This window comes from Bradyrhizobium diazoefficiens, from assembly GCF_016616885.1.
In the GTDB taxonomy this organism is placed as follows: Bacteria; Pseudomonadota; Alphaproteobacteria; order Rhizobiales; family Xanthobacteraceae; genus Bradyrhizobium; species Bradyrhizobium diazoefficiens_F.
On the sequence record NZ_CP067102.1, the window covers coordinates 1,219,106 to 1,241,368 of the forward strand.

Here is a 22,263-nt window from a genome sequence, read left to right on the forward strand (position 1 = left end):
TGCACGCGGTGGTGCGGCCGCGCGGTTGCGTTGCGATAGCGTCTTCATGTCAGCCATTGTCGTGGCGCCGCTCAGGCGTACGGCTCTGGCTTGAGGATATGCAGGTGCAAGTGTGACGGCGGTCGGCGATTGCGCTGCGATGGCGCAGCAGTTCGGGTTCGATGGCCGTTACGAAAAATCCGCACTTGGATTCGAGGACCCTGGGCAGAAGATATGCCCGCCGACTGGCTGTATATGGGAGCCAAAACCGCTGATTTCAATGTTGATAGCTCGTCGCAGCCCTTAGCGTCAGCCTAAAGGCGGAGCCTGTACGACATTCCGGCGGCTCGATGCACGGAACCCGGGCCCTCGTCGCTCAGCGCGATAAGGCGCTTGTCCGGCGGATGTCGTTTGATCATTCAATCCTTCCACACCACATGCAAATTAAGGAGGCCCGGCTGTGACCCAGGTGGAAATGCTGGCCGGCTTTGTCGAGCGCGCGCGTTTTGCTGACCTCAGCATTGCGGCGGTGGGGCAGCTGAAAATCCGCGTGCTGGACACCATAGCTGTCGCACTTGGCGCGCTTGACGCCGGGCCCATCGGCGCCGTTCGCAAGCTCACAGCCGAGCTCGGTGGCCGGCCTATCTCGACCCTTATCGGCGGCGGCAGGACCGCGCCGGACCGGGCGGCCTTCTTCAATGGCGCGCTCAGCCGATACCTCGATTTCATGGACAGTTATCTCGCCGAAGGCGAGACCTGTCATCCATCCGACAATCTCGGCGCGGTCCTGGCCGCAGCTGAGATGCGGCAGGCAACCGGGGCGGACTTTTTGACCGCACTCGCGGTCGCGTATCAGGTCCATACCCGTTTGAGCGATGTGGCTCCGGTGCGAGACAGGGGGTTCGATCACACAACCCAAGGCGCCTACGCCGCGGCGGCCGGAGTTGCCAAGGCGCTGGCTCTCTCGCGCAATCAGACGGCCAACGCAATCGCCATCAGCGGAACCGCGAACAACGCGCTGCGCGTGACCCGAACCGGTGCGCTGTCGCACTGGAAGGGCCTCGCCTATCCAAACACGGCCATGGCGGCGACGCACGCGGCGTTGCTTGCGGCGCACGGGATCACCGGACCAGAGGCGGTGTTCGAGGGCAATAAGGGATTCATGGACACGATCGCCGGGCCGTTCGAGATCGACTGGTCGAAGGAAGATCTGGAGCGTGTTCACGTTACCATATTGAAGAAGCACAATGCCGAAATCCATGCGCAGTCTGCCATCGATGCTGCCCTCGATATCCGCGCCTATCCGCACTTTGCACCCGGTGCGGTGCGGGCCGTGCGGCTCAAGACCTTTGCGGTGGCCCATCAGATCATCGGTGGTGGAGAGGAGGGCGACAAGCGTCTTGTGCGCACAAAGGAGGAGGCTGATCACAGCCTTCCTTACATGTTGGCGGTCGCCCTTATTGACGGCCAGGTGCAGCCTGAGCAGTACGCGCCTGATCGCATAGCCAGCCCCGATGTCCAGCAGCTGCTTCGCCATGTGACCATCGCGCCGGAAGCACGGCTATCGGCGCTATTTCCGCAGCGTTTGCCAGCCGAACTCGAGGTGGACCTCGAAAATGGCACCGTCTTTTCCGCGCAGCGGGAAGATTATCGCGGCTTTCATACCAATCCCTTTGATTGGACGGCGGCGCGAGCCAAGTTCGACCGCGTGGGCCGCGTCTTCACCACTGCAGCGGAGCGCGCGGCGATAGCCGACGTGATCGCCACGCTCGATGAACGTTCGATCACCGATCTGACCGAGTTGCTCGGGGCCATCCGCTGGCATGCTGCTGCCACATGATCTCCGTGCGGAGAAGGACCAAGACCATGACCGAAACCACGTTTTCCTTCATTCCCCGGGCGGCGCGCTCGACGAAGCCGCGCAGGACCGGTCTTACCGAAATTCGAGGACCATATTACAGCGCTTATGGTCCGCGCCACCTTGCCGATGTCTTGGAGACGGCCGGCGCCTGGGTCGACGGGATCAAATATGCGGGCGGATCCTTCGCGCTGATGCCTGCAAGCGCCGTGACGAGCATAAACAAGCTTGCACACGATCATGATGTTTACGTATCGACCGGCGGCTGGCTAGAAAACGTGCTGCGTTTTGGGCCGGAAGCCGTTGATCGCTACATTGAGGAAGCCAAGGCGCTCGGCTTCGACGTCATTGAAATCTCCACGGGTTTCATCAGCTTGCCAACGGATAGCGTGCTGCGCCTGATTCAGAGGGTGAAAAGCGCCGGGCTGAAAGCCAAGCCGGAGCTCGGCATTCAGTTCGGCGCTGGCGGCAGCACCGCGACTGAAGAACTCGCGGCCGAGGGCACCAAGGATGTCGGCTGGCTGATCGCGCAGGCCGAGCGTGCGCTCGATGCCGGCGCCGACATCATCATGATCGAAAGCGAGGGTATCACTGAAAGCGTGAGCACATGGCGCACGGACGTGGTGGCCCGTATCATCAATCAGCTCGGGCTCGAAAAGGTCATGTTCGAAGGCGCAGATCCCGCGGTATTCGAATGGTACATCAAGAACTATGGCAACGAGGTCAATCTGTTCGTCGATCACAGCCAGATCGTACAGCTCGAGGCGCTGCGGTCCGGCATTTGGGGCACCAAGAGCACCTGGGGCCGCATTCAAAACCTTGCGCCATGACTCGATGCACCAACCGCAACGAAGAACATTACCGCAGCGATCACGTGGTGCGTCGAGAAGGGTGGTAGCGAGGCCCGTGTTCCATCGACGGCGCCCTTGTTGCCGGTGTGACCCGGGGGCACTTGGAACTTTGCATGGTCTGTTCAATTGTCGAACAGGCACACCAATGGCGGAAGCCGACAAGCTTCGATGAATTTGTCATGGCGAAGGAGATTAGGCCGATCACTGGATCTACAGAGATGATCGATGCGGCCGCCGAGCCGATCCCATCATCGACCGGAGCGGAGGTGTTTTACGCCCAGGCCTTGCGCGAGCTCGCAAAACTCGATCTTCCGTTTCTGTTGGCAGGCACATATGCGCTCAGCGCGTACACCGGCGTGGCGCGCGCGACCAAAGATCTGGATATCGTGTGCAAGCCGACTGACTATCCCCGTGTTCTCAACCACTTCCGCAGCCTTGGATATACCGTCGCAATCGAGGACGAGCGCTGGCTGGGCAAGGTCTTCCAGGACGAGCACTTTTTCGATGTGATCTTCGCGTTCTGGCATGGCATGGCTCCCGTGACCGACCAGTGGTTCGAATCCGCGCCGCGCATCGAGGTGTTCGGCACGCTGATGCGCATCATCGCCCCGACGGAGTTGATCTGGTCCAAGGCCTTCGTCCAGCTGCGGCACCGCTACGATGGCCCGGATATCGCGCATCTCATTCTCAAGCAGCATGATCAGATCGACTGGCGGCGTCTGCTTGCCTACATGGAGCTGCATTGGGAGGTGCTTCTGGCACATCTACTCAATTTCCGCTGGGCCTATCCGAGCGAGCGTGATTGCGTGCCGCGCTGGCTAATGGACGAACTGGTCGCCCGTCTGAAGACCCAGCTCGAACTTCCTCCTCCGCGCGTGAAGATATGCCGGGGGCGCCTGTTTTCGCAGGTCGACTATGCGCCGGCCGTTGAGGAATGGGGATTTGTCGACGCAGATCAGGATAGTGAGTAGCGCGATGTCTGAAAAGCCCGACTCGCTGACCTTCGCTGCGATTGGCGATCTCCACGTGAAGGAGGATCGGACGTTGTCTTTCCGGGAGCTCTTTGCCGAGCTCTCGACCAAGGCCCAGGTGCTCGTCCTTTGCGGCGACCTCACTGACCTCGGCAAGGCATCCGAAGCAGAACTTCTGGCAGAGGATTTGCGCGCCTGCTCCATTCCCGTTGTCGGCGTGCTCGGAAATCACGACTACGAGTCCGGGCACGCTGAAGACGTTAAGCGCATTTTGAAAGGGGCCGGAATGCACCTGCTCAACGGGCAGTCGTACGAAATCAACGGTGTCGCCTTCGTCGGGGTGAAGGGCTTCATCGGAGGCTTCGGCCGTCGCATGCTCGCTTCATTCGGCGAGCCGGTTGTCAAGAGCTTGGTCGCCGAAGCCGTCGAAGAAGCGACGCGCCTTGAAAATGCGATGCGTGCGGTGGCGAGCAAGCAGGCTGTCGTCGTTCTTCACTATGCGCCGATTCCCGATACGGTCGAAGGCGAACCACTCGAAATCCTTCCGTTCCTCGGCTCGTCGCGTCTCGGCGAAACGATTGATCGATTCAAGGTGAGCGCAGTGGTGCACGGCCATGCCCATCAGGGCCGCTATGAGGGCCGCACGCCCGGAGGCGCGCGCGTCTACAATGTGGCCCGATCAATCGAGAAGCCCACCGGTCGACCCTATGCCTTGATTGAGGTCTGACCCGGGGCGGTTTCGCGCCCTTCTGGCCATCGAAACAACGCTCACGAAAACGAACGGTATTGCTGCCCGTGCGTTGGGTGAAAGAGTGCCACGCAGGAGAGGCGCATGGATCGTCCATTGATCGTACCCGCCAGGGGGCTCCTGGACGCGGGAACCGGCAAGCCGATAAGTGACGAGTTTTTCGGCGCCATCAGGGTTGATCTCGCCGACAAGGGCTTCTTTATCACGGCGGCCGATGACCTCATCACCTGGGCGCGAAGCGGCTCATTGATGTGGATGACGTTCGGGCTCGCCTGTTGCGCAATCGAAATGATGCAGATGGCGATGCCGCGCTACGACGCGGAGCGGTTCGGATTTGCGCCGCGCGCCAGCCCGAGACAGTCGGATGTCATGATCGTGGCCGGCACGTTATGCAACAAAATGGCACCTGCACTGCGCAAAGTGTACGACCAGATGCCGGAACCGCGATATGTGATCTCGATGGGGTCATGCGCCAATGGTGGGGGTTACTATCACTATTCCTATTCGGTGACCCGCGGGTGCGATCGCATTGTTCCCGTCGACATCTACGTTCCCGGTTGTCCACCGACGGCAGAGGCGCTGCTCTACGGCGTGATGCTTCTGCAAAAGAAGATCCGCCGGACCGGGACGATCGAGCGTTGAATTTGACCTACTGTGTGCGGCGGCCGCTTCAGCTCAGGTCAAACACGATGCTCGTCGTGACGAGGCCGAGCGCTACCGCCGCGACAGGCAACAACATATCGCCGGTGGAACTGCCCGGCGGCAGTCTTGTTGGGTCGATTTAGTCCGCACATCCGGCACTGCCGCTGCATTCGAGAGCGCGGGGGTGCGATGCGGTGGCGTCCACGTCGGTCAAATGGGAACAAGCGATGGAAGCAGAGATAGCTCGCGCGGGTTTAATTCGCGATTGGCGTCGACCCTCCGCGATCGGCGGAACAGTCGCTGTTGCGATCCTTATGATCGCAAGCCTGGCGCAGGGACATGCCGTCAATTTCCATGGTCAACCTCTCGCAGAGACCGGGCACGCGGTATGGCAGCATCAAGTTGCGGACGCCTCCCATGATGCAGGACCCGGTAGTTTCGCCGATCTCGCCGAGAAAGTTGCACCGGCTGTGATCGCGGTCAGCGCCAAGACCGGTGCAACGCTCCAAGCTTTCCCGAATCGACGGCGTGGCCCCAGAAACGAAAGTTCGGCTCCGCATGCTCCCGAGCAGGGACAGGACAGGGGCGAACTCGTCTCGATGGGGTCTGGCTTCCTCATCTCGCCGGACGGTTATGCCGTGACCAACAGCCACGTCGTTGAAGACAGCGATACGGCCGAGATCAGCACCAGTGACAACAAGACCTATTCAGCCAAGGTCATCGGAAAGGATGCGCTGAGCGATCTTGCCCTGATGAAAGTCGAAGGGCGCAGCGATTTCGCTTATGTAAAGCTCGCCGACCAGCCACCGCGCGTCGGTGATTGGGTGCTTGCCGTCGGCAATTCGTTCGGACTCGGGGGCTCGGTTACGGCCGGTATCGTTTCAGCGCGCGAGCGCAATCTCGAGATCAGTTCGTCGGAGGATTTCCTCCAGATCGACGCGCCGATCAACAACGGCGCTTCCGGCGGTCCGAGCTTCAATACCCAGGGTGAGGTCGTCGGCGTCAACAGCATGATCCTTTCACCCGGGGGAGGCTCCGCGGGCATCGCTTTCGCAATCCCCGCCGACACGGTCAAGGCGGTGATACCGCAACTGAAGGACAGGGGCGCGGTGACGCGCGGGTGGATCGGGGCGGAAGTTCAATCGGTCACCCCTGACATCGCCGAGAGTCTTGCCGCGAACAACCCTCATGGCGCGATCGTGGTCAGTGTTCAGGACAACGGTCCGGCTGCGAAGGCCGGCTTAAGAAGCGGGGACGTGATCTCCTCGTTACGTAATGAGCCGATCAAGAGCGCCAACGAATTGACCAAGAAGATCCATGTGATGGCGCCCGGCTCTTCGGCGCAGTTCACTGTGCTGCGGCAAGGAAAAGAGAGCTCCTTGAGCGTGACCTTGGGCCGGCTGCCCGACCAATCCAGCTCGCCCGCGGCCGATCCAAGATAGCGCCAGACGCGGCTTCGCGTGGAGTTGCATTGGGCGCGGAGGACTTGGACTAAACGCCATTCGTTGCTTCGAGCGAGCTCTGTGGCTTGACACCTGCCACCAATGTTCTCATTATGTTCTTTCTGCTGGAACGTCCTCGAAACGTCACGGGCGAACGATCGGGATGGCAACGACAGCCACCATCCTGCACGCGGACTTGGATGCCTTCTATGCCTCGGTAGAGCAACTGCTTGACCCTTCGTTGCGCAGCAAACCAATCGCCGTCGGCGGTGGGGTTGTGCTTGCAGCTTCTTACGAGGCCCGGGCCTTCGGAGTGCGCGGGGGCATGCCGGGACGGCAGGCGCGCGAGCTCTGTCCGCAAATCACTTTTGTCAGTGGGCATTTTAGGGAATACCAACGATTGGGCGACGCCGCCATCGAGGTGATCGGCGATTTCACGCCGCTTGTGGAACGGATCTCCATCGACGAGGCGTTTGCCGACGTCGCAGGCTGCACCCATCTGTTCGGTCCGCCTGCCGAGATTGCGAGAACGATCCGCCAGCGCGTACGGGCAGAGCTTGGCCTTCCAATCTCAGTCGGTGTGGCGCGCACCAAGCATCTGGCAAAGATTGCCTCGCAAGTGGCCAAGCCCGACGGGCTGGTGGTCGTCGATCCCGACACAGAGCTCGAATTCCTTCACCGCTTGCCCGTCGAGCTGATGTGGGGAGTGGGCCCGGTCACGAAGGCGCGGCTCGCCGAGATGGGCGTGCTGACGATCGGCGAGCTGGCAAAGACACCCGGATGGTCGCTCGAGCGGTTGCTCGGTCCCGCGGCCGGAGAGAAGCTTGCTGCACTGGCGTGGAATCGCGATCCACGGGCAATCAAGGCTCACCGCCGGGCCCGATCGGCAGGAGCACAATCGGCCATTGGCAGGAAACCTGCCGAAGAGCAAGTTTTTCGACCAACCCTGCTTCACCTTGCCGACCGAATCGGCACTCGGCTCCGCGCCAAATCCAGGCCTGGTCGAACCGTGACGGTCCGCGTTCGCTTCGGCAATCTGAATTCGGCTACTCGGTCAGTAACGCTCGACGCACCAATTTCCGCGACCGTGATCCTCGCCGAGATTGCCGAGGATCTCGTGCGGGCGGTCCTTGCAGAACACCATCATGAGAAGATCATCTCGCTCCTGGCGATCTCCGTGTCGCATCTCGAAGAGCGCTGGGATCTGGAGCTTGAGCTTCCGCTCGGACTTCACGATGACCGCCGCCGCCCCGGCAGCAAAATTGGCATGGCACGATGGGCGGCTGACCGTGCCGTCGACAAGATCCGCGATCGCTTCGGGTGGGATGCGATTGGATATGGCTCGGTCGCGCTGGGTATCTCTCGTTCCGTTCCCGACGAGTTTCGCGAGCTCGCCGAAAAGGACCTGTGACCGCCACCGAACACCGATGTACGCCGAAGAGCCTTTTTTCAAGGGCTTCCGAGCACTGCGCGGATGGTTACGGACGCTTGGGAACGGGCTTGAACAGCCTGTTTGGTGCCCCTGGCCGGAATCGAACCAGCACTCCTTGCGGAACTCGATTTTGAGTCGAGCGCGTCTACCAGTTCCGCCACAGGGGCCCTCGGTCGGTCCCAGGAAGGAAGCCTCGCGAAGCCGGCGGACTATAGCCATGGAAAAACCGGGGTCAACCCGCGCCAAAGTGATCCCGGGCGTTCTCGACAGGGGCTTGGGCCGGGGTTAGAGCCTTAAAGCCAAGCCTGATCCGGAGAGGCCGCCGTGACGACCCAGAGTGCTGCAATACCTGCATTTCGACCGGCCGCCAGTGCGCCTGCACTGACCGCCTCGCTGGCCGTCACCCTGATCGCGGCGGCGACGATTGCGGGGGCCTGGTTCTTCCAACTCGTGCTGGAGATCCTGCCCTGTCCGCTCTGCCTCGAGCAGCGCTACGCCTACTATCTCGCGATCCCGCTCGGTGCGCTCACGGCGCTGGCGGCGAGGGGCGGCGCGCCACGGCCGCTGCTGCTGGCCGGGCTCGCGATCCTTACGCTGGCCGCGCTCGCCAATGCCGGCCTCGGCACCTATCACTCGGGCGTCGAATGGGGATTTTGGAAGGGACCGACCGAATGCACCGGTCCGGTTGTCAATCTCGGCAGCGCCGGCGATCTGCTGTCGCGGCTCGACACGGTCAAGGTGGTGCGCTGCGACGAGGTGCAGTGGCGCTTCCTCGGCCTCTCGCTGGCCGGCTACAACGTGCTGATTTCGCTGCTGATGGCCGCGATCGCGGCCTGGGGATTCGTGCGGACGGCAAAGCGCGCGTAGCGCCTTTCACCTCTCCCGTTGGGGCCCGTTGGGGAGAGGTGAAACAGGGACAGCCTCTCGAATCCAATTCGTCGCGCTTTACAGCACGCTCTCACCTTCGTGCTGGAAGCCGAGATAGCTGGCCGCCACCCGCTCATTCGCCGCGATGTCGCTGGCTTTGCCGCTGAGCACGAACTCGCCGAGCTCCATCACGTAGGCCTGATCGGCGATCTTCAGCGCAGCCTGCGCGTTCTGCTCGACCAGCAGCACGGAGACGCCGCTCGCCCGCAGCTCAGTGATGATGCGGAAAATGTCGGCGACGATGATCGGCGCAAGGCCGAGGCTCGGCTCGTCCAGCATCAAGAGCTTCGGGGCGCCCATCAGCGCGCGGCCCATGGCGAGCATCTGCTGCTCGCCGCCGGAGAGCGTGCCGGCGAGCTGCTTGCGCCGCTCCTTCAGCCGCGGGAACAGCGCATAGACCTGCTCCATCGAGGCCTTTGCCTTGCTTCTCTCGATGCGGAAAGCGCCTAGCTCGAGATTGTCCTCGACATTCATGGTCACGAACAATTCGCGGTGCTCAGGCACGAGGCCAAGCCCCATCGCGACGCGGTCCTCGATGTCGAGCCGGGCCAGATCCTGGCCAGCAAAGACGATGCGGCCCTTCAGCGGCAGGATGCCCATGATGGCCGACAGCAGCGTGGTCTTGCCGGCGCCGTTGGCGCCGACGATGGTGACGATCTCATTCTCGCCGACTTCGAGCGCAACCGAGCGCACGGCCTCGACCTTGCCATAGGCGACATGCGCATCGGTGACGGACAACAGCGCGCTCATGCCGCCACTCCGAGATAGGCCTTGATCACTTCCGGATTGGTCTTGATCGTGGCGGGCGTGCCTTCCGCTATCTTGGTACCGAAATCCAGCACCACGATGCGGTCGGCGAGATTCATCACAAAGCCCATGTCGTGCTCGACCAGCAGCACGCTCATGCCGCCGTCGCGCAGATCGCGCAGCAGTTTCGCGAGCTGCTGCTTCTCCATGTGGCGCAGGCCGGCCGCGGGCTCGTCGAGCAGCAGCAGCATCGGATCGACGCACAGGGCACGGGCGATCTCGACGATGCGCTGCTGTCCCAGCGACAACGATCCTGCCAGTTGATGCATCTGGTCGGCAAGGCCGACGCGCTCGATCTGGCGGGCGGCTTCCGCAAGCAGTTTCGCTTCATCGGCGCGGTCGAGCCGCAGCATCGAGGCGAACGGCCCGGAATGGCCGCGCAGATGCGCGCCGATCGCGACATTCTCCAGCACGGTCATATCAGGCACGAGCTTGACGTGCTGGAAGGTTCTGCTGATGCCAAGCTTGACGATCTCCTGCGGCGGCGCGCGATCCACTTTCTTGCCCAGCACCGAGATCGAGCCCGAGGTCGCCGACAGCACGCCGGTGATCAGGTTGAAGGTGGTGCTCTTGCCGGCGCCGTTGGGTCCGATCAGCGCGACGATCTCGCGGGCCTGGACGTCGAAGGAGACGTTGTTGACCGCGACCACGCCGCCAAATTGTTTGCGCGCCTTCTCGACTTGAAGAAGGATGCTGGACTGACTGGGCGTGCGGGGGCGGGCCTCGAGCTTCAGTGAGGTGTCCGGCTTCCTGCCGCCGGTGCGCTCGGGCAGCAGCGACATCAGCCAGGGCCAGACGCCGCCAGGGGCAAGCTGGAGCAGCGCCACCAGCATGATGCCGAACACGATGGTCTCGAGCTGGCCCGAGCCGTGCAGGATCAGCGGCAGATAGCTTTGCAGCACCTCTTTCAGGATCACGACGATCGCCGCGCCCAACACGCCGCCCCAGACATAGCCGGCGCCGCCGACCACCGCGATGAAGAGATATTCGATGCCGGCGTGGGCGCCGAACGGCGTCGGCGTCACTGCGCGCTGCAAATGGGCGTAGAGCCAGCCGGAAAGGCCGGCGAGCACGGCGGCGTGGATGAACACCAGGAGCTTGGCGCGCGGCGTGTGCACACCGAACGCCTCTGCTGCCACATGGCCGCGCCGTAGCGCGCGGATGGCGCGGCCGGTGCGGGAGTCCAGCAGGTTCATCGTGAGCAGGGCCGAGATCAGGACGGCGACCCAGATCGCGTAATAGATCGAACCGGGCGAGAGCATTTTGTACGTGCCGATCGATAGCGGCGGGATCGCCGAGATGCCGTCGTTACGCCCAAGGAACTCCAGCTTGCTGAAGAGGTAGAACAGGCCGAGCCCCCAGGCCAGCGTGCCGAGTGGCAGATAATGGCCGGAGAGGCGGACTGTCACCAGGCCAAGCAGCACCGCGAGCAATCCACTGACCACGAGCGACAGCGGCAAGGTCAGCCAGGGCGACAGGCCGTAGGCCGTCGTCAGCAGTGCAGTGGTGTAGGCGCCGAAGCCGACGAACGCAGCCTGGCCGAACGAGGTGAGGCCACCGACACCGGTGAGCAGCACGAGGCCCATCGCGACCAGCGCGGCGAGGCCGATATTGTCGAGCAGCACGATCCAGAACGGCGGCATGCCCGGGACGAACGGGATCGCTGCCATCAAAGCTGCGAAGATGAGGATGGGAAGCCGGCTCTGCATCTTGGCGTCAGTCCTTCTCTTCCTCGACCGCGGGAGCTGCGAGCGACCGCAGCAGCAGCACGGGGATCAGGAGCATGAACACGATCACCTCCTTGTAGTTGGAGGCATAGAAGGACGAGAACGCCTCGACGATGCCGACGAGGAGGGCTGCGACCGCCGTGAGCGGATAGCTGACGAGGCCGCCGATGATCGCGGCAACAAAGCCCTTCAGGCCGATCAGGAAGCCGCTGTCATAATAGAGCGTCGTGATCGGCACGATCATGATGCCCGACAGCGCGCCGATGACGGAGGCCAGCAGGAAGGCGATCTGGCCCGACAACGTGGTGCGGATGCCGGCGAGCCGCGCCCCGAGCCGGTTGACGGCGGTGGCGCGCAACGCCTTGCCGTAAAGCGTCAGGCCGAAGAACAGCCAGAGCCCGACGATGAAGGCGATGGTGATGCCGTAGACCGTGATGCTTTGGCCGGTAAAGCGTAGCGAGCCCGCGGTGAAAGCGCTTGAAAGTACCGCGGGGCCGCGCTGGCCCTCGGCGCCGAAAAACAGGAGGCCCAGCCCCTGCAGTGCCAGATGCACGCCAACCGAGGCGATCAGCAGGACCAGCACCGAGGTGTGGGCCAGCGGCTGGAACGCGATGCGGTAGAGATAGAGGCCGATCATGGCCACGATCACCAGCGACAGTGCGATGCAGACCGCGACCGGCGGCTTCTGGGCCGCGAAGTAGATCGTCAGCGCCAGCACGATCGACGGCAGCACGATGTTGGCGAGGACGCTGCGGAGGATCAGCCGGCCGTGCAGCGCCTTGCGGGCCACGAACAGGTCGAAGGCGCAGGCGCCGATGCCCATGGCCAATGCAAGCTTGGCCGTGCCCGGCATCTGGCCCGAGGCCAGCGAGGCATAGGTCAGCGCACCATAGGTGACGAATTCGCCCTGGGGGATGAGGATGACGCGGGTGACGGCGAACACCAGCACCAGCGCCAGGCCGAGCAGCGCATAGATCGCGCCATTGGTAATTCCGTCCTGCAGCAGGAACAGCATGATGGTGGTGTTCAAGACCGGACGCTCCCCCTCAAAAGTCCGGACCGGTCTCCGCGATCGCGGTGGATGGTCCGTTCACAGCCATTGAAATACGCTGACGATATTTGATATAGTCCATAACAATTATTAAATATAATCTCAAGGGCAGCGAAAGACCTGTCCCGAATTTAGCGGGATTGCGAGCATGAGGCGATGACCGTTTCCAAAACCGCTGAAAAGTCTTCTGAAAAGCCGTCCGACGCGGCCAAGGGCCGCAAGGATGCCGCCGAGGGGCAGGTGCAGGGTTCTGCCGAAGCCCTCCAGCTCGGCGAGCTCTCGGAACAGCTCGGCTACGTGCTGAAACGGGCGCAGCTCAAGGTATTCGAGAACTTTTTGCGCTGCATGGCCTCGCTCCAGCTGACGCCGGCGCAGTTCTCGGTGCTGCTGCTGGTGGAGAAGAACCCGGGCCGTAACCAGACCGAGGTCGCCTCCACCCTCGGCATCCTCAGGCCGAATTTCGTGGCCCTACTCGACAATCTCGAAAGCCGCGACCTCTGCGCCCGGATCCGCTCCACCAACGACCGCCGTTCGCACATCCTCGTGCTGACCGACAAAGGCAAGGCCGTGCTGACGCGGGCGAAGAAGCTGGTTGCCACCAAGCACGAGTCGAGGCTGAACGAGCTGCTCGGGCAGGCCAACCGCGAAGCCCTGATCGAGATGCTGTCGAAGATCGCCAACGAGTTTTGAGGCCCGGCTGTCATCGCCCGCCTTGTGCGCTTTTGCGCACTGGGGCGGGCGATCCAGTATTCCGAGACGATTGTGATTGATCGAGAGGCCGCAGCGTACTGGATTTCCCGCCTTCGCGGGGCATGACAGCGAGATCGGAACTCACGCCTCAGTCGACCAGGATCACCCTGATATCGTTGACGTTCGTCAATGTCGGGCCGGGCAGCAAGAGATCGCCGGTCGCCTCGAAGAACGTCGTCGCATCGTTGTTGTCGAGATAGGCCTGCGGCGCGAGCCCCAGCGCCTTCATCTTCGCAAACGTCGCCGCATCGATCATTGCGCCGGCGGGGTCGGTGGGATGGCCGGCACCACCGTCGGCGCCGTCGGTGTCACCAGCGAGCGCCGAGATGTCAGGCGTGTCCTTCAGCAGAGACGCCAGCGCCAGCGCGTATTCCTGGTTGGGGCCGCCGCGGCCATTGCCGCGCACGGTCACCGTGAGCTCGCCGCCGGAGAGAATCGCGACGCGCTTGCCTTGCGCGCGGGCCGCAAGCGCGAGCCTGGCGTGATCGGCGGCGACCTCGCGCGCCTCGCCCTCGAGATCGGCGCCGAGATCGAGGGTCTCGTAGCCGGCCTCCCTCGCGCGCTTCACCGCGGCGTCGAGCGACTGCTTCGGACGGGCGATCAACTCGAAATGCGCGCGCGCGAAGGCGGCGTCATCAGGCTTGGCGCTTTCGTTGGCGGGATCGTCGAGTGCGCGGCGCACGGCATCGTCGATGGCGAGCTTGTATTTTGCGACGATCGCGCGCGCATCTGCCAGCGTGGTCGGATCGGGCACAGTGGGACCCGAGGCGATTGCGGAGGGATCGTCATGCGGCACGTCGGAGATCGCGAGCGTCACGATTTCGGCGGCGTTTTGCCCGGCGCGCGCCAGTCGTCCGCCCTTGATGCGCGAGAGATGTTTTCGCACGGTATTCATCTCGCCGATCGGCGCGCCCGAGCGCAGCAGCGCCTTGTTGACCGCCTGCTTCTGCGCAAAGCTGATGCCGTCCACCGGCGCAATCCAGTTCGCCGAACCGCCGCCGGTGAGCAGCACCAGCAGCAGATCGTCAGGCCCGGCTTCGCCCGCGAGCGCGAGCGTGTCGGCGGCGCCCTTGAGGCCAGCCTCATCCGGCACCGGATGGCCGGCCTCGACGACGCGGATGCGGCGCGTCGGCACGCCATAGCCGTGCCGCGTGGTGGCAATGCCGACGAGCCGCTCCGGCGCGAGCTTGAGCGTATCGAGATAATGCCGCTCCGCAGCCGCGGCCATTGCGGCCGCGCCCTTGCCGGCGGCGAGGCAGATCACCCGGCCCTTGGGTGCGGGGCGCAGATGCGGCGCCAGGATTTTGTTCGGATGGGCGGCGGCAACGGCGGCGTCGTAGAGCGCGCGGAGCAGGGGGCGTCGGTCGGTCATGACGATGGCCTTCAGCAAACTCGTGAGCAGACTAGAGCGACGGCGAGAACGTCGCCATGTCCCTGCCTAGCGCATCGGGCGCGAAAGGGTAAGCAGGCTTTACCATCATTCGATTGTGCAATCGCGTGATCATAATCGACGCAGCAAAAACCCCCTGCGATCTCGCAGGGGGCTTGTTATCGTCGGATACTGAAGAGGCTAGCCGCCGACGTCGGCGCTGATCACGTCGCCGAACAGCTCCCATTTCTCGCCCTTGAACTTCTCGAGCTGGAGCTGGCTGATCGGCGCAAAGTCGGTCGGGGAGGTGTTGATCTGCACGCCCGGCAGCAGCACCTCGGTGCGGAAGTTCTTCAGGCTGGCGGCCTGCTTCATGATGTTCGCGCGCGTGAGATCGTCGCCGCACTGCTTGAGCACCTGAACGAGGGTCTGTGCGACGCCGTAGCCGACGATGGTGCCCTTATCGAGCTTGTCGCCGTCGGGGAAGTACTTGGTCATGAACGCCAGGAACTCCTTCATGCCGGGGTCGTTCGCCCATGCCGGATCCGAGACGTCCTTCAGGTAGTCGGCGGAGATGATGTCCTGCCCGTTCTCGAAGCCGGCGGGCTTCATCACACTACCGACGTTGGCGGAGACGTTGTTGAGGAAGTGCAGCGGCTTCCAGCCGACCTCGGCAACCTTCTTGATCGCCTGCGCCGCGAACTTCGGCGTCGTGATGTTCAAGAAGACATCGGCGCCGGTGGACTTCATTTTGACGATATGGCTGTCGATGGTCGGCTCGGAGGTCTCGTAGCTTTCTTCCATGACGATCATCGATGCGGCCTTGGCGCCGAGTCCGTCCTTCAGGCCCTTGAGATAGTCCTTGCCGTAGTCGTCGTTCTGGAACAGCACGGCGATCTTGGCATCCGGCTTGTTCTTGAGGAGCCACTTCGCATAGATCTGCGTCTCGCTCTGGTAGTTGGGCTGCCAGCCCATCGTCCAGGGGAAGTTCTGCGGATCGTTCCACTTGGTGGCGCCGGTGGCGACGAACAGCTGCGGCACCTTCTTCGAGTTCATGTATTTGTGGATCGCCGAGTTCGGCGGCGTGCCGAGCGAGTTGAAGATGAACAGCACCTCGTCGCTCTCGACCAGCTTGCGCGCCTGCTCCACCGTCTTCGGCGGTGAATAGGCATCGTCATAGGAGATGAAGTTGATCTTGCGGCCGTTGATGCCGCCTTCCTCGTTGATCTTCTTGAAATAGGCGGCTTCGGTCCGCCCGATGATGCCGTAGGCGGAGGCCGGTCCGCTGTAGGGCATGATGTTGCCGATCTTGATCTCGGTATCGGTCGCGCCGGTATCGTATTTCTTCTGGGCCGATGCGATGGAGGTCGAGGCCGCAATGAGCGCGAGCGCCAGTGACGCGGTCGCAAGCTTGCCGGTGACAGCGGGCATTCCAATCTCCCTATTTTCTTGGTGTGCGTGTGCGCTCCTTTTCTTGCCGTGATTGTTTTTGGCCGCGCGACCGCAATTCAATACGATTTGCCTGGACCCTTCAACAGAAAGCCCCCGCGACCAGGTCGCAGGGGCTGCGTCTTTAGTAGTCAGGCGCGCTGTGCAACTGCGAGAAGGGAGGGCCGTCTAGAGTTGCTCGGGAGATACCAGGCTATTCTGAGTTGCCGTCAGTGGCCGACATCACTCGAGATGATATCGCCGAACAATTCCCAGGTCTTGCCCTTGAACCGCATCATCTGGAGCTGCTCGATCGGCGCGAAATTGTCGGGCGCGGTGTTGATCTTGATGCCGGGCAGCAGCGTGTCCGGCTCGAAATCCTTCAAGGACGCCGCCTGCTTCATGATGTTGTCGCGGGTGAGGTCGTCGCCGCACATCTGCAGCACCTTCACCATCGTCTGCGCGGCGGCATAGCCGAACACCACGCCGACATCGAGCTTGTTGGCCTTCGGATTGTATTGCGCGATGAAGTTGTAGAACCTCTTCATGCCGTCATCGGCGTTCCATTGCGGGTCGGAGGCATCCTTGATGTAGCTTGCCGACAGGATGCCCTGCGAGATCTCGTAGCCGGCGGGCTCGATGACGCCGCCGACCGACGTCGAGACATTGGAGATGATGTGGACCGGATGCCAGCTGATCTCGGCCGCCTTCTTGATCGCTTGCGCCGCGAATTTCGGCGTGGTGATGCTGATGAAAACGTCGGTGCCCGCGGCCTTCAGCTTCACGATGTGCTCGTCGATCGCAGGCTCCGAGGTGTCGTAGGGCTCCGCCATCACGATCATCGAGGCCTTGGCGCCGAGCCCGTCCTTCAGCCCCTTCAGATAGTCCTTGCCGAAATCGTCGTTCTGGTAGAGCACGCCGATCTTGCCGTCCGGCTTCTCCTTCATGATGTACTTGGCGTAGATCTTGGCTTCGCTGGCGTAGCTCGGCTGCCAGCCCATGGTCCAGGGATATTGCTGGGGGTCGTTCCACTTCGAGGCGCCGCTCGCCACGAACAATTGCGGCACCTTCTTTTCGTTCATGTACTTGCGGATGGCGCCGTTGGTGGAGGTGCCGAGCGAACCGAAGATCAGCAGCACGTTGTCGCTCTCGACCAGCTTGCGCGCCTGTTCCACCGTCTTCGGTGGCGAATAAGCATCGTCGTACGAGATGAACTTGATCCTGCGGCCGTTGATGCCGCCCTCGGCATTGACCTTGTTGAAATAGGCTTCCTCGGCCTTGCCGATCACGGCGTAGGCCGAGGCCGGGCCGCTATAGGGCATGATGTTGCCGATCTTGATCTCGGTATCGGAGGCGCCGCTGTCGTAGGACTCCTGTGCCAACGCGGGATTGCTCATCGCAGTGCACAACACGAATGCGGCCGAAAGCGCCGCAACCTGAAATCGAACGACGGTCATTGCTCTCCTACCCCACCTGGATCGGCGCTGCATTGAACAAGATTGATGCACGACGTCAACAAAAAGCCCCCGCGATCGCTCGCGGGGGCTTTTCAACCTTGGACTCTGGCGTCAGCTGGTCACTCGGTGGCGACGTCGCCGCTGATAATCTCGCCGAACAGTTCCCACTTCTCGCCCTTGAAACGCTGCATCTGGAGCTGCGAAATCGGGGCGAAGTCGGTGGCGCTGGTGTTGATCTTGACGCCGGGCAGCAGGGTGTCCGGTGCAAAATCCTTCAGGCTTGCGGCCTGCTTCATCAGGTTGGCGTGGGTGAGGTCGTCACCGCACATTTCCAGCGTCTTGACCAGGGTCGACGCGGCACCATAGCCGTAGACCATGCCGGTGTCGGTCTTGTCGGCGCCGGGCATGTACTTGTCGACGAACTCGTTCCACTTCTTCATGCCGGGGTCGCCGTTCCACTGCGGGTCCGTCGAGTCCTTGGCATAGGCCGCCGACAGCACGTCCTGCGAGGCCTCGAAGCCAGCCGGCTTCATCACGCTGCCCACCGAGATCGATACGTTGGTGAGGATCTGGAGCGGCTTCCAGCTGAGCTCGGCGGTCTTCTTGATGGTCTGGGCCGCGAACTTCGGCGTCGCATAGATCAGCAGCACGTCGGGATTGGCGGCCTTGATCTTGACGATATGGCCGTCGATCGATGGCTCGGAGACCTCATAGCTCTCCTCCATGATGATCGCCGACGAAGCCTTGGCGCCAAAACCGTCCTTGGTGCCCTTGAGGTAGTCTTTGCCGAAATCGTCGTTCTGATAGAGGATCGCGACCTTGGCGTTCGGCTTTTCCTTCATCAGCCATTTCGCGTAGATCTGCGCTTCGCTCTGGTAGGAGGGCTGCCAGCCGATGGTCCAGGGGAAGCTCTTCGGATCGTTCCACTTGGTGGCGCCGGTGGCGACGAAAAGCTGCGGGATCTTCTTGGCGTTGAGGTATTTCTGGATCGCGGTGTTCGAGGGCGTGCCGAGCGGGTTGAACACGGCGAGGACCTCGTCGCTCTCGACCAGCTTGCGGACCTGCTCGACCGCCTTGGGCGGCGAATAGCCGTCGTCATAGGTGACGTAGACGATCTTGCGGCCGTTGATGCCGCCCTTGTCGTTGATCATCTTGAGATAGGCTTCTTCGGTCTTGCCGATGATGCCATAGGCCGACGCCGGACCGCTGTACGGCATGATGTTGCCGATCTTGATCTCGGTATCGGACGCGCCGGTGTCGTATTTCTTCTGGGCGAGGGCTGCGCTGGAGGCGAGGGTTGCGACTGCAGTCGCGAGCGCTGCGGTTCGCAGTGTTCTTCCGAAAAGCAATGGGGTCTCCTTGGTTGATTGAACGGATTCAGTTTTTTCTGAGCCGTCCGGCGAGCTGCTGGCCCAGGATCGCGACTTGCCTTGCGCCATGCGGCACCAGGTAGATGACGAGGAACAGGAGCACGCCGAACACGGCACCGGAGAGGCCCTTGGAGATGCCCTCCGCGATGTTCGGCACGAAGATGATGAAGGCCGCGCCGACGATCGAGCCGGGCAGCCAGCCGACGCCGCCGACGACCATGCCGAGGAACAGCTGGATCGCGAGCGTGATGGTGAAGCTGTCGGGCGCGACGAACTGCACCGCGATGGCGCTCAGGCCCCCGGCGACGCCGGTGATGGCGGCGGAGACGCCGAAGGCGAGCGTCTTGTACAGCGCGACGTTGATGCCCATGGCGGAGGCCGCGATCTCGTTGTCGCGGATCGCCATGAAGGCGCGGCCCGAGCGGGAGCGCAGCAGGTTCACCGAGAAGATATAGATCGCGAGCACGACGACGAGCGTGAAGTAATACAGCCACATGTCCTGCGACATCGGCAGGCCGAACGGCGCGTCGGGCTTGGTGACGACGAGGCCCTGCACGCCGCCGGTCCAATGCTCGAGGAAGTTCAGCTTGAGCAGCTGCGGCATCGCGGTGGCGAGCGCGAAGGTCGCAAGCGCAAGGTACACGCCGGAGAGCCGCAGCGCCGGCTGTCCGAACAGGAAGCCCACGCCGAAGCAAAGCACGCCCGCGACCGGCAGGCAGAGCACGTAGTTGACGTTGAACGCCTCCATCATGACAGCGGTGACGTAGGCGCCGATGGCGTAGAACGCGCTCTGGCCGAGCGAGAACTGGCCGGAGCCGCCGGTCAGGATGTTCAGCGCCAGCACGGCGAGGCCCAGATACAGCAGCTGGGTCAGCTGGAAGATCACGAAGTTCTTCGCAAACAGCGGAATGGCAATGAGAAGCAACAGCACCACCACCGAGGTGCCTGTGCCCAGCGTCATGGCGCGCTTCGGAACGGCTTCGACCGCTGGGGCTTCGGTGACGACGTCTTCAACAGCGCTCATGATCAAACTCGTTTGACGATGTACCGGCCGAACAGGCCAGCGGGTTTGACGACCAGGACGGAGATGATCAGCGCGAGCGCGATCGGGAGCTTCAGCTCGTTGCCGACGCCGGGGATGTAGGTGCCGGCGAGGTTCTCGAAGATGCCGACCAGGAAGCCGCCGACCACGGCGCCGAACGGGCTCGTCAGTCCGCCGAGCACGGCTGCGGCGAAGCCGTAGATCAGCACGCCGCCCATCATGTTGGGCTCGAGGAATACGACGGGAGCGATCAGCATGCCGGCGATGGCGCCGATGGCGGACGCCATGCCCCAGCCGAGCGCGATCATCCAGCTCGTGTTGATACCCACCAGGCGGGCCGATTCAGGCACCGAGGCGGCTGCCCGCATCGCAAGCCCGATCCGCGTGTACTGGAAGAAGAAATAAAGGCCGATCAGCAGCAGCACGGTGACGCCGATCATGCCGGCCTGGTGGGTCGAGATCAGCTGGCTGCCGAGGAACGGCGCGGAGCCGAACGGGGTCGGGTATTGCTTGATGGTAAAGTCCCAGATCAGGCCGGCGGAGGAGTTGATGATCGCGTAGAGCGCGATGAAGCCGGCGACATTGGTCAGCACCGGCGCTTTGGCCAGCGGCTTGAACAGGATGCGCTCGATGGCGATGCCGCCGACGAAGGAGAGCGCCAGCGCGATGATGAACGCGCCCCAATAGGGGATGCCCCATTGCATCAATTGCCAGGAGATGAAGGTCGAGAACATCGCCATCTCTCCTTGCGCGAAGTTGAGATGGTCGATCGCCTGGTAGATCATGACCACCGCGAGCGCCATGCAGGCGTAGATCGCGCCTGTCGCGATCCCGGCCAGGACCTGGTTGGTAAACAGTTCCATTGTGCCGGCTCCTCAGTAACCCAGATAGGATTTGCGGATTTCTTCGTTGTTCGCGATGTCCTTGGCATTGCCCGACATCACGATACGGCCGGTCTCGATCACATAGGCCTGGTCGGCGAGCTCGAGCGCTAGCTGGGCGTTCTGCTCGACCACCAGGATCGACACCTTGTCCTCGCGATTGATCTTGCCGAGAATGCCGAACAGGTCGCGCACGACCAGCGGCGCGAGGCCGAAGGACGGCTCGTCGAGCAGCATCAGGCGCGGCCGCAGCATCAGCGCGCGGGCGACCGCGAGCATCTGCTGCTCGCCGCCGGAGAGCGTGCCGGCCTGCTGGGTGTGCCGCTGCTTCAGCACCGGGAAATGCGCATACATGCGCTCGATGTCGGAGACGATGCCGGCATTGTCCTTGCGGGTGATGGCGCCGAGCTGGAGGTTTTCCTCCACCGTCATGGTGGTGAAGGTGCCGCGGCCCTGCGGCACATGGGCGATGCCGAACCGCACGATGCTTTCGGTGGATCGGTTGTTCAGCGGCTTGCCGTCGAACTCGATGCCGCCGGTGGAGCGCACCATGTTGCAGATCGCGCGCAGCGTCGTAGTCTTGCCGGCGCCGTTGGCCCCTAACAGCGTCGTCAGCGAGCCCTCGCTGAGCGAGAAAGAGAGGCCATGGAGCGCCTGGACCTGGCCGTAATAGGCGCGCAGGTCCTTGACGTTGAGCAGCGTCGTCATTGGTCCTTGCTCCCGAGATAGGCCTTGATGACGTCGGGGTCCGCCTGCACCTGGGCGGGCGTGCCTTCCGCGAGCTTCTTGCCGAAATTCAGCGCGACGACGTGGTCGGCGATCGACATCACGAGGCCCATGTGATGCTCGACCAGCAGCACCGTCATGTGGCGCTCATCCCGGATTTTGCGGATGAGGTCGCCGAGCACATGGACCTCTTCGTGGTTGAGGCCGCCGGCGGGCTCGTCGAGCAGCAGGATCTTCGGGTCCGCCGCGAGCGCGCGCGCCAGCTCGACGCGCTTCTGCGTGCCGAAGGGCAGGCCGGACACGGTGGTGTGGGCGACGTCCTCGAGGTCGAGATAGGCGAGGATCTCGTGCACCTTCTTGTTCACGCTGCTCTCGCTGCGGCGAATCCAGGCCAGGCGCAGCGAGTCGCTGATGATGTCGGAGGAGGTGCGGGCATGGGTGCCGACGCGGACATTGTCCATCACCGAGAGGTTCGGAAACAGCGCCACATTCTGGAAGGTGCGGCCGATGCCGATCTCGGCGATCCGGTGCGGCGGCCGCGTCAAAATGCTCGCGCCGTCCATCAGGATGTCGCCGGACGACGGCTGGTACAGGCGAGAGAGGCAGTTGAAGAGCGTGGTCTTGCCGGCGCCGTTGGGGCCGATCAATCCGAGGATCTGGCCTTTGTGCATGTCGAAGGACACGCCGTTGAGCGCGACGATGCCGCCGAACACGACGCTGACGTCGCGAACCGCGAGCAGAGGCAATGTCCCCTGCGCGAGCTGTGCCTGCGTCATGTCGTCTCGCCCACGCTAGTCCGTGGGCG

The 22,263-nt window shown here is 62.8% G+C and carries 20 protein-coding genes and 1 tRNA gene; 9 read left to right on the forward strand and 12 right to left on the reverse strand.

The window, feature by feature from the left end:
- Positions 1-439: 439 nt before the first annotated feature.
- The 7 genes from JJC00_RS05700 to dinB all read left to right on the forward strand — a co-directional run bounded on the left by JJC00_RS05700 (position 440) and on the right by dinB (position 7,902).
- The gene (locus JJC00_RS05700; protein ID WP_200471749.1) at positions 440-1,819 is read left to right on the forward strand and encodes an MmgE/PrpD family protein; all 1,380 of its coding nucleotides are present in this window, start codon (positions 440-442) and stop codon (positions 1,817-1,819) included.
- A 26-nt stretch (positions 1,820-1,845) separates the two neighbouring features.
- The gene (locus JJC00_RS05705; RefSeq protein ID WP_200471750.1) at positions 1,846-2,667 is read left to right on the forward strand and encodes a phosphosulfolactate synthase; all 822 of its coding nucleotides are present in this window, start codon (positions 1,846-1,848) and stop codon (positions 2,665-2,667) included.
- A gap of 200 nt (positions 2,668-2,867) precedes the next feature.
- Positions 2,868-3,659 (forward strand): nucleotidyltransferase family protein, encoded by a 792-nt coding sequence (locus JJC00_RS05710; RefSeq protein WP_200473987.1) that lies wholly within the window; start codon positions 2,868-2,870, stop codon positions 3,657-3,659.
- A 4-nt stretch (positions 3,660-3,663) separates the two neighbouring features.
- Positions 3,664-4,386, forward strand: coding sequence for a metallophosphoesterase family protein (locus JJC00_RS05715; RefSeq protein WP_200471751.1), 723 nt, complete (start codon positions 3,664-3,666; stop codon positions 4,384-4,386).
- 105 nt (positions 4,387-4,491) lie between these two features.
- Positions 4,492-5,049, forward strand: a complete 558-nt coding sequence (locus tag JJC00_RS05720; RefSeq protein ID WP_200471752.1) for a NuoB/complex I 20 kDa subunit family protein — start codon at positions 4,492-4,494, stop codon at positions 5,047-5,049.
- Between the two features lie 227 nt (positions 5,050-5,276).
- A complete protein-coding gene (locus tag JJC00_RS05725; RefSeq protein WP_200471753.1) occupies positions 5,277-6,491 on the forward strand; it encodes a S1C family serine protease in 1,215 nt (404 codons plus the stop codon).
- Positions 6,492-6,654: 163 nt separating this feature from the next.
- Positions 6,655-7,902, forward strand: a complete 1,248-nt coding sequence (gene dinB, locus JJC00_RS05730; RefSeq protein WP_200471754.1) for a DNA polymerase IV — start codon at positions 6,655-6,657, stop codon at positions 7,900-7,902.
- Positions 7,903-8,005: 103 nt separating this feature from the next.
- Here the strand turns inward: dinB and JJC00_RS05735 are convergent.
- A tRNA-Leu gene (locus JJC00_RS05735) sits at positions 8,006-8,090 on the reverse strand.
- A gap of 157 nt (positions 8,091-8,247) precedes the next feature.
- Between JJC00_RS05735 and JJC00_RS05740 the strand changes: the two genes are divergently transcribed.
- Positions 8,248-8,790, forward strand: a complete 543-nt coding sequence (locus JJC00_RS05740; protein WP_200471755.1) for a disulfide bond formation protein B — start codon at positions 8,248-8,250, stop codon at positions 8,788-8,790.
- A gap of 78 nt (positions 8,791-8,868) precedes the next feature.
- Here JJC00_RS05740 and JJC00_RS05745 read toward each other — a convergent pair whose 3' ends face one another.
- Genes JJC00_RS05745 through JJC00_RS05755 form a run of 3 tightly spaced genes read right to left on the reverse strand, consistent with a single transcriptional unit; the run spans position 8,869 to position 12,414 of the window.
- The gene (locus JJC00_RS05745; protein ID WP_200471756.1) at positions 8,869-9,600 is read right to left on the reverse strand and encodes an ABC transporter ATP-binding protein; all 732 of its coding nucleotides are present in this window, start codon (positions 9,598-9,600) and stop codon (positions 8,869-8,871) included.
- Entirely contained in the window at positions 9,597-11,366 is a 1,770-nt protein-coding gene (locus JJC00_RS05750) for a branched-chain amino acid ABC transporter ATP-binding protein/permease (RefSeq protein ID WP_200471757.1), read from the reverse strand. Before JJC00_RS05750 ends, JJC00_RS05745 begins: the two co-directional genes overlap by 4 nt.
- 7 nt (positions 11,367-11,373) lie before the next feature.
- Entirely contained in the window at positions 11,374-12,414 is a 1,041-nt protein-coding gene (locus JJC00_RS05755; protein ID WP_200471758.1) for a branched-chain amino acid ABC transporter permease, read from the reverse strand.
- Between the two features lie 177 nt (positions 12,415-12,591).
- Here JJC00_RS05755 and JJC00_RS05760 point away from each other — a divergent pair, with 177 nt between their 5' ends.
- The gene (locus tag JJC00_RS05760; protein WP_200471759.1) at positions 12,592-13,125 is read left to right on the forward strand and encodes a MarR family winged helix-turn-helix transcriptional regulator; all 534 of its coding nucleotides are present in this window, start codon (positions 12,592-12,594) and stop codon (positions 13,123-13,125) included.
- Positions 13,126-13,273: 148 nt separating this feature from the next.
- On the opposite strand, the gene JJC00_RS05765 is transcribed toward JJC00_RS05760, so the two are convergent.
- The 8 genes from JJC00_RS05765 to JJC00_RS05800 all read right to left on the reverse strand — a co-directional run bounded on the left by JJC00_RS05765 (position 13,274) and on the right by JJC00_RS05800 (position 22,234).
- Complete coding sequence (locus JJC00_RS05765) at positions 13,274-14,557, reverse strand: glycerate kinase type-2 family protein (protein ID WP_200471760.1); 1,284 nt, start codon at positions 14,555-14,557, stop codon at positions 13,274-13,276.
- A 198-nt stretch (positions 14,558-14,755) separates the two neighbouring features.
- Positions 14,756-15,985, reverse strand: coding sequence for an ABC transporter substrate-binding protein (locus JJC00_RS05770; protein ID WP_200471761.1), 1,230 nt, complete (start codon positions 15,983-15,985; stop codon positions 14,756-14,758).
- 227 nt (positions 15,986-16,212) lie between these two features.
- Positions 16,213-17,439 (reverse strand): ABC transporter substrate-binding protein, encoded by a 1,227-nt coding sequence (locus JJC00_RS05775; protein WP_200471762.1) that lies wholly within the window; start codon positions 17,437-17,439, stop codon positions 16,213-16,215.
- A gap of 119 nt (positions 17,440-17,558) precedes the next feature.
- Complete coding sequence (locus JJC00_RS05780; RefSeq protein WP_200471763.1) at positions 17,559-18,788, reverse strand: ABC transporter substrate-binding protein; 1,230 nt, start codon at positions 18,786-18,788, stop codon at positions 17,559-17,561.
- A 28-nt stretch (positions 18,789-18,816) separates the two neighbouring features.
- The gene (locus tag JJC00_RS05785; RefSeq protein ID WP_200471764.1) at positions 18,817-19,833 is read right to left on the reverse strand and encodes a branched-chain amino acid ABC transporter permease; all 1,017 of its coding nucleotides are present in this window, start codon (positions 19,831-19,833) and stop codon (positions 18,817-18,819) included.
- 2 nt (positions 19,834-19,835) lie between these two features.
- Complete coding sequence (locus tag JJC00_RS05790) at positions 19,836-20,714, reverse strand: branched-chain amino acid ABC transporter permease (RefSeq protein ID WP_200471765.1); 879 nt, start codon at positions 20,712-20,714, stop codon at positions 19,836-19,838.
- A 12-nt stretch (positions 20,715-20,726) separates the two neighbouring features.
- Positions 20,727-21,440, reverse strand: a complete 714-nt coding sequence (locus JJC00_RS05795; protein WP_045002467.1) for an ABC transporter ATP-binding protein — start codon at positions 21,438-21,440, stop codon at positions 20,727-20,729.
- Complete coding sequence (locus tag JJC00_RS05800; protein WP_200471766.1) at positions 21,437-22,234, reverse strand: ABC transporter ATP-binding protein; 798 nt, start codon at positions 22,232-22,234, stop codon at positions 21,437-21,439. Before JJC00_RS05800 ends, JJC00_RS05795 begins: the two co-directional genes overlap by 4 nt.
- Positions 22,235-22,263: the final 29 nt, after the last annotated feature.